This window comes from Cutibacterium nasicola, assembly GCF_051303185.1.
In the GTDB taxonomy this organism is placed as follows: Bacteria; Actinomycetota; Actinomycetes; order Propionibacteriales; family Propionibacteriaceae; genus Cutibacterium.
This window is the reverse complement of the sequence record NZ_JBPPGE010000008.1, coordinates 40,723-50,110: the sequence shown is the minus strand read 5'-3', so window position 1 is coordinate 50,110 and position 9,388 is coordinate 40,723. Positions and strand designations below refer to the sequence as shown.

The window sequence follows — 9,388 nt, the reverse complement described above, 5'->3', positions numbered from 1 at the left end:
GTGGCTGGTTCTGCTGGTTGGTCTCGGTTTTGTGTGTCGGGGCTTGGTGTGGTAGGGTTGGTCGGGTCGCCTTGGGGTGGTCCTGCTTGTTGGTGGGGTTGTTCTGTGGGTGTGATGTTTGAGAACTCAACAGTGTGTCTTTGATAGTCAATGATTTTTTGATGCATCTTTTTGGTGTGTCGGATTTGTTTATGGATTCCTTTGTGATTCTGGACATGGACTGGATTTTTTGGTCAGTGTTTGGGGTTAGTGTTTTGGATTCTTCATGTTGACACCGTTGCCCTGTGCCTGTGTGGTGTGGGGTGGGTGATATTTTTTCATTGGAGAGTTTGATCCTGGCTCAGGACGAACGCTGGCGGCGTGCTTAACACATGCAAGTCGTACGGAAAGGCCTCTTTTTGGGGTACTCGAGTGGCGAACGGGTGAGTAACACGTGAGTAACCTGCCCACAACTTTGGGATAACGCTGGGAAACTGGTGCTAATACTGGATATGTGCTCCTGCTGCATGGTGGGGGTTGGAAAGCTTCGGTGGTTGTGGATGGGCTCGCGGCCTATCAGTTTGTTGGTGGGGTAGTGGCCTACCAAGGCGGTGACGGGTAGCCGGCCTGAGAGGGTGACCGGCCACATTGGGACTGAGATACGGCCCAGACTCCTACGGGAGGCAGCAGTGGGGAATATTGCACAATGGGCGCAAGCCTGATGCAGCAACGCCGCGTGCGGGATGACGGCCTTCGGGTTGTAAACCGCTTTCAGCAGGGACGAAGCTTGTGTGACGGTACCTGTAGAAGAAGCACCGGCTAACTACGTGCCAGCAGCCGCGGTGATACGTAGGGTGCGAGCGTTGTCCGGATTTATTGGGCGTAAAGGGCTCGTAGGTGGTTGATCGCGTCGGAAGTGGAAACTTGGGGCTTAACCCTGAGCGTGCTTTCGATACGGGTTGACTTGAGGAAGGTAGGGGAGAATGGAATTCCTGGTGGAGCGGTGGAATGCGCAGATATCAGGAGGAACACCAGTGGCGAAGGCGGTTCTCTGGACCTTTCCTGACGCTGAGGAGCGAAAGCGTGGGGAGCGAACAGGCTTAGATACCCTGGTAGTCCACGCTGTAAACGGTGGGTACTAGGTGTGGGGTCCATTCCACGGATTCCGTGCCGTAGCTAACGCATTAAGTACCCCGCCTGGGGAGTACGGCCGCAAGGCTAAAACTCAAAGGAATTGACGGGGCCCCGCACAAGCGGCGGAGCATGCGGATTAATTCGATGCAACGCGAAGAACCTTACCTGGGTTTGACATGGACTGGGAGTGCTCAGAGATGGGTGCGCCTCCTTGTGGGGCTGGTTCACAGGTGGTGCATGGCTGTCGTCAGCTCGTGTCGTGAGATGTTGGGTTAAGTCCCGCAACGAGCGCAACCCTCGTTCACTGTTGCCAGCACGTTATGGTGGGGACTCAGTGGAGACCGCCGGGGTCAACTCGGAGGAAGGTGGGGATGACGTCAAGTCATCATGCCCCTTATGTCCAGGGCTTCACGCATGCTACAATGGCCGGTACAAAGAGTTGCGAGCCTGTGAGGGTGAGCGGATCTCGGAAAGCCGGTCTCAGTTCGGATTGGGGTCTGCAACTCGACCTCATGAAGTCGGAGTCGCTAGTAATCGCAGATCAGCAACGCTGCGGTGAATACGTTCCCGGGGCTTGTACACACCGCCCGTCAAGTCATGAAAGTCGGTAACACCCGAAGCCGGTGGCCTAACACGTTGTGTGGGGGAGTCGTCGAAGGTGGGACTGGTGATTAGGACTAAGTCGTAACAAGGTAGCCGTACCGGAAGGTGCGGCTGGATCACCTCCTTTCTAAGGAGCGTTTTGTAAGGGCTCATTCAGTGCGTCTCGTGTGGGGCGTTGGTGGATGGGTTGGCTTCTTGTGGAGTATTGGCGTCCTGTGTGTTGTGGCAGGGTCTTAGGCATGCTGTTGGGGTTCTGGGGTATCACACTGTGTGTGGTGGCCTGGTGCGGTGATGCTGCGTCTGCTGTGTGGTGGGTGTGGTGTTGATTCGTGTGGTGGTTGAGAACTGTATAGTGGATGCGAGCATCTTATTATTTTTGTGTTTTGTGTTGTGTAAGTTGTGTAGTGCGATCGGTGGATGCCTTGGCACCAAGAGCCGATGAAGGACGTTGTAACCTGCGATAAGCCCTGGGGAGTTGGTAAACGAGCTGTGATCCGGGGGTGTCCGAATGGGGAAACCTGGAATGTCCGGAGTAGTGTCCGGTGGCCCTGCCCTGAATGTATAGGGGTGTGGGAGGTAACGCGGGGAAGTGAAACATCTTAGTACCCGTAGGAAGAGAAAACAATTGTGATTCCGTGAGTAGTGGCGAGCGAAAGCGGAGGAGGCCAAACCGTGTGTGTGTTCAAGCCGGCAGGTGTTGCATGTGCGGGGTTGTGGGGGCCTTTGGGTTCTGCTGCCGCAGGATCGGCCAGTGATAAATGTTGCGTGAAGGTGAAGCGTCTGGGAAGGCGTACCGGAGTGGGTGAGAGTCCCGTAACTGTAAGCGTGGCACTGGTGAGGGTTGCCCCAAGTAGCGTGGAACTCGTGGAATTTTGCGTGAATCTGGCGGGACCACTCGTCAAGCCTAAATACTCCTTGGTGACCGATAGTGGATGAGTACCGTGAGGGAATGGTGAAAAGTACCCCGGGAGGGGAGTGAAATAGTACCTGAAACCGGTCGCATACAAGCCGTCAGAGCCTTGTGGGGTGATGGCGTGCCTTTTGAAGAATGAGCCTGCGAGTTAGTGATGCGTGGCGAGGTTAACCTGTGTGGGGGAGTCGTAGCGAAAGCGAGTCCGATAAGGGCGCTAGTCGCGTGTTCTAGACCCGAAGCGGTGTGATCTATCCATGGCCAGGATGAAGCGTCGGTAAGACGTCGTGGAGGTCCGAACCCACTTCAGTTGAAAATGGAGGGGATGAGTTGTGGATAGGGGTGAAAGGCCAATCAAACACCGTGATAGCTGGTTCTCCCCGAAATGCATTTAGGTGCAGCGTTGCGTGGTTCTTGTCGGAGGTAGAGCACTGGATGGTCTAGGGGGCCTATCAGCTTACCGAAATCAGCCAAACTCCGAATGCCGGCAAGTGTGAGCGTGGCAGTGAGACGGCGGGGGATAAGCTTCGTCGTCGAGAGGGAAACAGCCCAGATCATCAGCTAAGGCCCCTAAGTGGTGACTCAGTGGAAAAGGATGTGGAGTTGCGTAGACAGCCAGGAGGTTGGCTTGGAAGCAGCCATCCTTGAAAGAGTGCGTAATAGCTCACTGGTCAAGTGATTCCGCGCCGACAATGTAGCGGGGCTTAAGTTATCCGCCGAAGCTGTGGCAGACCCTGTGTGGGTTTGGGTAGGGGAGCGTCCTGTGTGAGGTGAAGCTGCCGGGTGACCGTGTGGTGGATTGTGCGGGAGTGAGAATGCAGGCATGAGTAGCGAATGACGGGTGGGAAACCCGTCCGCCGATTATCCAAGGGTTCCAGGGTCAAGTTAATCTGCCCTGGGTGAGTCGGGACCTAAGGCGAGGCCGACAGGCGTAGTCGATGGATAACCAGTTGATATTCTGGTACCGGCTTGTCACCGTTCGTGTCGAGGTGTGTGATGCTAAGCGTGCGAGCCTGCCATTGTGGCATCGTTGATGTTGTGGTGGTGTGGTGAGTGTGTGAACCGATCATGTAGTAGGCAAGCTGCGGAGGGACGCAGGGAGGTAGCTCATCCCCGGCGATGGTTGTCCGGGGCTAAATGTGTGGACCGTCTGGTAGGTAAATCCGCCGGGTGTGTGGTTGAGGCATGATGGCGAGCCCATGTGTGTGGGTGAGTGAGTGATCCTGTACTGTCGAGAAAAGCTTCGTGAGCGAGGTGGCTGGTCCGCCCGTACCCTAAACCGACACTGGTGGATAGGTAGAGTATACCGAGGCGATCGAGATCATCATGGTGAAGGAACTCGGCAAAATGCCCTCGTAACTTCGGGATAAGGGGGACCTGAGCTGTTGCTGCCACGTGCTGGTGGTTGCGGTGAGGGGCGCAGAGACCAGGGGGAAACGACTGTTTACCAAAAACACAGGTCCGTGCGAAGTCGTAAGACGATGTATACGGACTGACTCCTGCCCGGTGCTGGAAGGTTAAGGGGAACTGTTAGCGTGTGCGAAGCGGTGAACTTAAGCCCCAGTAAACGGCGGTGGTAACTATAACCATCCTAAGGTAGCGAAATTCCTTGTCGGGTAAGTTCCGACCTGCACGAATGGAGTAACGATTTCCCTACTGTCTCCACCATGAACTCGGTGAAATTGCATTACGAGTAAAGATGCTCGTTACGCGCAGCAGGACGGAAAGACCCCGGGACCTTTACTATAGTTTGGTATTGGTGATTGGGACGACTTGTGTAGGATAGGTGGGAGACTGTGAAGTGGCCACGCCAGTGGTTGTGGAGTCATTGTTGAAATACCACTCTGGTCGTTCTGGTTATCTCACTTTGGGCCGTGATCCGGTTCAGGGACAGTGCCTGATGGGTAGTTTGACTGGGGCGGTCGCCTCCTAAAAGGTAACGGAGGCGCCCAAAGGTTCCCTCATCCTGGTTGGTAATCAGGTGGTGAGTGTAAGTGCACAAGGGGGCTTGACTGTGAGACTGACAGGTCGAGCAGGGACGAAAGTCGGGACTAGTGATCTGACGGTGGCTTGTGGACGCGCCGTCACTCAACGGATAAAAGGTACCCCGGGGATAACAGGCTGATCTTGCCCGAGCGCTCATAGCGACGGCATGGTTTGGCACCTCGATGTCGGCTCGTCGCATCCTGGGGCTGGAGTCGGTCCCAAGGGTTGGGCTGTTCGCCCATTAAAGCGGCACGCGAGCTGGGTTCAGAACGTCGTGAGACAGTTCGGTCCCTATCCGCTGCGCGCGGAGGAATCTTGAGAAGGGCTGTCCTTAGTACGAGAGGACCGGGACGGACTGACCTCTGGTGTGCCAGTTGTTCTGCCAAGAGCATGGCTGGTTGGCTACGTCGGGTCGTGATAACCGCTGAAAGCATCTAAGCGGGAAGCATGCTTCAAGATGAGGGTTCCTACAGGTTTCTGGTAAGGTCTCCGGTAGACGACCGGGTTGATAGGCCAGGCGTGGACGCATCGTAAGGTGTGGAGCTGACTGGTACTAATAGACCGAGGACTTACACATTCTGTTTTGAGACGTCAAGAATGGTGTTGTGTCGCATCCACTGTACGGCTCCCAGCCCCCACGCGGGGTTGCGCCAAGCCTGACTGGCCCCATAGTTTTCCGGTGGTCATGGCGGAAGGGAAACACCCGGTCCCATACCGAACCCGGTAGTTAAGCCTTCCAGCGCTGATGGTACTGCATGAGGGATCATGTGGGAGAGTAAGACACTGCCGGACTCAATTCATTTCATGAAAAACAGAGGGTGTGGGGAAGAATATGATTCTTCCCCACACCCTCAGTCTTTTTTCCTTTCCTTTCCTTTCCTTTTCTTTTCTATGCGCCCCCACACCAACACATAAGACCCCCCAGCATATGTTGATGTATCGGTGGTTTTTGCGTTGGTCAGGTACGGATTGAGTGCGGTTGGGATTCCGCCGGGCTACCGTTGACGCGAAGCATCGTCAGGTGATTGTTTTCGGTGGAGACCTCAACGAATCCAGCCTTGCGATAGATGGTCATGGCTGGTCTATTTGCGGCGTCAACGCTTAGGCTCACGGCACGGGTGCCGTGGCGGTGGCATTCGGCGAGGAGGCTGTCCAGGAGATACCCACCGTGGCCCCGACCGCGCTGCTGAGGAGAGATGGCCATGGTCAATTCTGGGATACCCGGGGCGACGAAACCATAACCGGGATCGCAGGCCGGCAGGTTTCGTAACCAAGCTGCCCCGATGGGGGATCCATCGGCGAAACAGATCATCCCGATCTGGTCCGGGGTCCAACCGTTGATGTAATGGGCGATGGCTGGATTGGTTTGGCATTCCTTGACGTCTAGTGGTTCCGATATCCCGCCGGCCGCGTGGCGCAGCACATGGACCATGAGCGGAAGGTCAGCTGTGGTCGCGCGTCGTGCTGTGGCCATGCCCTCAGGGTATCGGCCGGTGGCGACGCTCCTTGATCCAACTGTAAAAATGGATTCGTGGCGACGAGTGTGAAGCGAATCCGCGACAGGAGGACTTCCCGTCGCTCTGCCCCTCGCGTCTTTGCCAGAGGTTGCTTGACGATTCACTCCGCCCTGCCCTTCCCGCTGTCAGGGCTCCCCGTCACCTTCATCGGCTACTGCATCATCAACGGACTCGGGTTCCTCATCGATATGAGCCTGCTTGCCGTCTTCTTCCGCGGCGTCGGAATGCCGTACCCGATTTCGGTGTCGCTCGGATACGGGCTGTCGGCCATCTACTCCTTTGTCGTCAACAAGTGGCTGAATTTTCAGTCTCACGGTAATCTGAGCCGTCAGGGCGGTCGCTACGTCATCACGATGGTGACCAATTACGTCTGTCTCACCCTGGGGTTCTCGTCCTTCTTGGAACACATAGGTGTTCATTTCGAACTTGCTCGCTTCACCGCTGCGTGTGTTGAAGGCCTGTACGTCTATTTCATGCTGAGCCTTTGGGTCTTTCCGAAATCTGGAAGACGGCAATTGGCGTGACTGGCCGCGCCCTGTATACCTTTGGGGCCCTGACGGTGGCATAGTAGTCAGGTCAACCTACGGAAGAAGGGGAGCATGTCTGACCTATCGAGCGCATCCACGTCGGCCGAGCCGTCAGGGTCATCAGTACGTGAATTAACGCTCCGGGGCATCATCCTCGGTGGCCTCATGACGTTGGTATTCACCGCGGCGAACGTGTATCTCGGGCTCAAGGTCGGCCTGACCTTCGCCACGTCAATTCCGGCAGCTGTCATCTCGATGGCTGTGTTGCGCCACTTCAAGGGGCACTCGGTTGCAGAGAACAACATCGTCCAGACGATTGCCTCGGCTGCTGGAACCCTTTCCGCAATCATCTTCGTGCTGCCAGGCCTCATCATGGTCGGTTGGTGGACGGGATTCCCGTACTGGACCACCCTCGCAATCTGTCTGGTGGGTGGCATCCTCGGCGTCATGTACTCCATCCCGCTGCGACGAGCTCTCGTCACCGGCTCCGACCTTCCTTACCCGGAAGGCGTTGCTGGTGCTGAGGTCCTCAAGGTTGGCGATTCCGCGGGTGCAGCCGAGGCCAACAAGGTGGGTCTGCGGGTCATCATCGTCGGCTCCTTGGTGTCTGCCGGATACGCGCTGCTGTCTGACGTCAAGCTGGTGAAGTCAGCTCTCACCAAGCCTTTCAAGGTCGGCAACAGCAGTGGCTCGATGGTTGGGGTGAGCATGTCGATGGCCCTCATCGGCGTCGGTCACCTCGTCGGTGTCGCCGTCGCGGCAGCCATGCTCGTCGGCATCATCATCTCCTACGGGGCAATCCTGCCCTGGCGAGTTTCCGGCAAGGTCGGTGGCAACCTCGACGTCATCAAGGAGGTCTTCACCAGCGACGTGCGCTTCGTCGGCGCCGGCACGATCGGTGTGGCTGCCATTTGGACCCTCGTCAAGGTCATCGGGCCCATCACCAAGGGCATTAACGCTTCTGTAAGGTCTTCGAAGACTCGTCATGAGGGTGGCGAAGTCCCGCTCACCGAGCGCGACCTGCCGGTGTCGGTCGTCCTGACCGTCGTGCTGCTCTCGATGATCCCGATCGGGTTCATGCTGTGGGGATTTGCCCGTGACATGGTGGTCTCGAGGTCCATGACCGGCGTCATCATCGTCAGCCTGGTCTTCATCCTGCTCGTTGGCCTGGCGGTTGCGTCGGTCTGTGGCTACATGGCCGGCCTCATTGGTGCCTCTAACAGCCCGATATCCGGTGTCGGTATCCTCGTCGTCCTGGTGGCCGCCCTGCTCATCAAACTCACCTACGGTGCTGTCGGTGGCGACGAGACCGTCAAGCTGGTGGCGTACACCCTGTTCACTGCGTCTATCGTCTTCGGTATCGCGACGATCTCGAATGACAACCTGCAGGACCTCAAGACCGGCCAGCTGGTCGGCTCCACCCCCTGGAAACAGCAGGTCGCCCTCATCATCGGTGTCGTCTTCGGATCGGCGATCATCCCGCCCGTCATGCAGCTCATGCAGACCGCCTTCGGGTTCCAGGGCGCTCCGGGTGCCGGACCGAACGCTCTGCAGGCCCCGCAGGCCACCCTCATCTCATCCCTGGCCACCGGCGTCTTCGGCGGCTCCTTGGACTGGGGTCTGATGGGGATCGGCGCACTGATCGGCGCCGGTGTGATCGTCGTCGACGAGATCTTCACCCACACCACCAAGAAGTTCTCGCTTCCCCCGCTGGCTGTCGGCATGGGCATGTACCTGCCGATGACACTGTCGCTGACCATTCCGATCGGTGCTGCCCTCGGTTGGCTGTTCGACAAGTGGGCTGCTCACACCGGCGGCGACGCCGAGGGCAAGAAGCGCACCGGCATCCTGCTGGCTACGGGCCTGATCGTCGGAGAGTCGATCTTCGGCGTCATCTACGCTGCGATGATCGCGGCCGCGGGTTCCGAGGAGGCCATCGCGATTGCGCCAGAGTCCTGGGACAGTGGCGCCGGGATCGTCGGCGTCGTCGTCTTCGTCGCTGCACTCGCGGTCCTCTACCAGTGGACCAAGCGCGAGGCGAATGAGCGCGTCGAAGCCTGATCTGGGAACGACGCATGGGGCCACCGGAGGATTCCGGTGGCCCCATGCGCCATTCTGTGACGGCGTCATCGTTCGCGTCGTACCACGGGATGAGTCCTTCTGCCGAGAACATCACGACAGCAATTCAGACCAGGGAGAACCTGACCCGGCGTTGTCAGGGCATCTGCTCGCCGAAGATGAGCAGCCCCACCAGGAACTGCAGGATCGGTGCGATGTACTGCAGGATTCCCAACGTCGTCAGGCTGATGCGGGAGGTCGTGAAAGCGAACATCGGCAGTGGAACCGCCGTCAGGATGCCGGCGCTGACAAGCAACAGGCTGTAGGAGCCGGTGAAGGTGGATTCTTCATGGGCGACGACCCACTCGATGTACACCAAAAGCCAGGGGAGTGGTTGCCAGAGTCCCGACAGTGAGTCCGACGGTGGGGTTCACCGTGACCCCGAGCACCTTCTTGACCAGGCCGTGGAATCCGAAACTCATCGCCAGCCCCAGCGAGATGAGCGGCGTGGAAGAATGACCCGGCATGAGGACGACGACGGCAACGATGCCGATGCCGAAGGCCCTGGACGCTCCAGCAACCGGAAGTAGAGGGGGGAAGAACCCCCACATGAGGTTAGAGGGCGATACCGGTCGTCAGTCCCCGTCTTGCCTCCACGTCGTCATGCACCCGGG

6 protein-coding genes and 3 rRNA genes are annotated in these 9,388 nt (G+C 57.8%); 5 read left to right on the top strand and 4 right to left on the bottom strand.

The genetic code is table 11. The annotated features are described in order from the left end of the window. Window positions 1–217, bottom strand: a 217-nt coding sequence (locus tag ACSJJT_RS11955; protein ID WP_435916370.1) for a hypothetical protein, incomplete at its 3' end; no start/stop codon positions are given. A 100-nt stretch (window positions 218–317) separates the two neighbouring features. Here ACSJJT_RS11955 and ACSJJT_RS11950 point away from each other — a divergent pair. The 3 genes from ACSJJT_RS11950 (at window position 318) to rrf (ending at window position 5,404) form a co-directional block, all read left to right on the top strand. Continuing rightward, window positions 318–1,843, top strand: a 16S ribosomal RNA gene (locus ACSJJT_RS11950). Between the two features lie 263 nt (window positions 1,844–2,106). Next, a 23S ribosomal RNA gene (locus ACSJJT_RS11945) occupies window positions 2,107–5,189 on the top strand. 98 nt (window positions 5,190–5,287) lie between these two features. Then, window positions 5,288–5,404 (top strand): 5S ribosomal RNA (gene rrf, locus ACSJJT_RS11940). Together the 16S, 23S and 5S rRNA genes form the textbook arrangement of a ribosomal RNA operon. 166 nt (window positions 5,405–5,570) lie before the next feature. Here rrf and ACSJJT_RS11935 read toward each other — a convergent pair. Next, on the bottom strand, window positions 5,571–6,086 hold the full coding sequence (locus ACSJJT_RS11935) for a GNAT family N-acetyltransferase (protein ID WP_435918488.1): 516 nt from the start codon (window positions 6,084–6,086) through the stop codon (window positions 5,571–5,573). A 135-nt stretch (window positions 6,087–6,221) separates the two neighbouring features. Between ACSJJT_RS11935 and ACSJJT_RS11930 the strand changes: the two genes are divergently transcribed. Continuing rightward, a complete protein-coding gene (locus ACSJJT_RS11930; RefSeq protein WP_435918487.1) occupies window positions 6,222–6,653 on the top strand; it encodes a GtrA family protein in 432 nt (143 codons plus the stop codon). A gap of 75 nt (window positions 6,654–6,728) precedes the next feature. Then, window positions 6,729–8,717, top strand: coding sequence for an OPT family oligopeptide transporter (locus tag ACSJJT_RS11925; protein ID WP_435918486.1), 1,989 nt, complete (start codon window positions 6,729–6,731; stop codon window positions 8,715–8,717). A 154-nt stretch (window positions 8,718–8,871) separates the two neighbouring features. On the opposite strand, the gene ACSJJT_RS11920 is transcribed toward ACSJJT_RS11925, so the two are convergent. Both ACSJJT_RS11920 and ACSJJT_RS11915 read right to left on the bottom strand, forming a co-directional pair. Then, the gene (locus ACSJJT_RS11920) at window positions 8,872–9,090 is read right to left on the bottom strand and encodes an EamA family transporter (protein WP_435918485.1); all 219 of its coding nucleotides are present in this window, start codon (window positions 9,088–9,090) and stop codon (window positions 8,872–8,874) included. Then, on the bottom strand, window positions 9,062–9,325 hold the full coding sequence (locus tag ACSJJT_RS11915) for an EamA family transporter (RefSeq protein ID WP_435918484.1): 264 nt from the start codon (window positions 9,323–9,325) through the stop codon (window positions 9,062–9,064). The genes ACSJJT_RS11920 and ACSJJT_RS11915 overlap by 29 nt, the downstream gene beginning before the upstream one ends. Window positions 9,326–9,388: the final 63 nt, after the last annotated feature.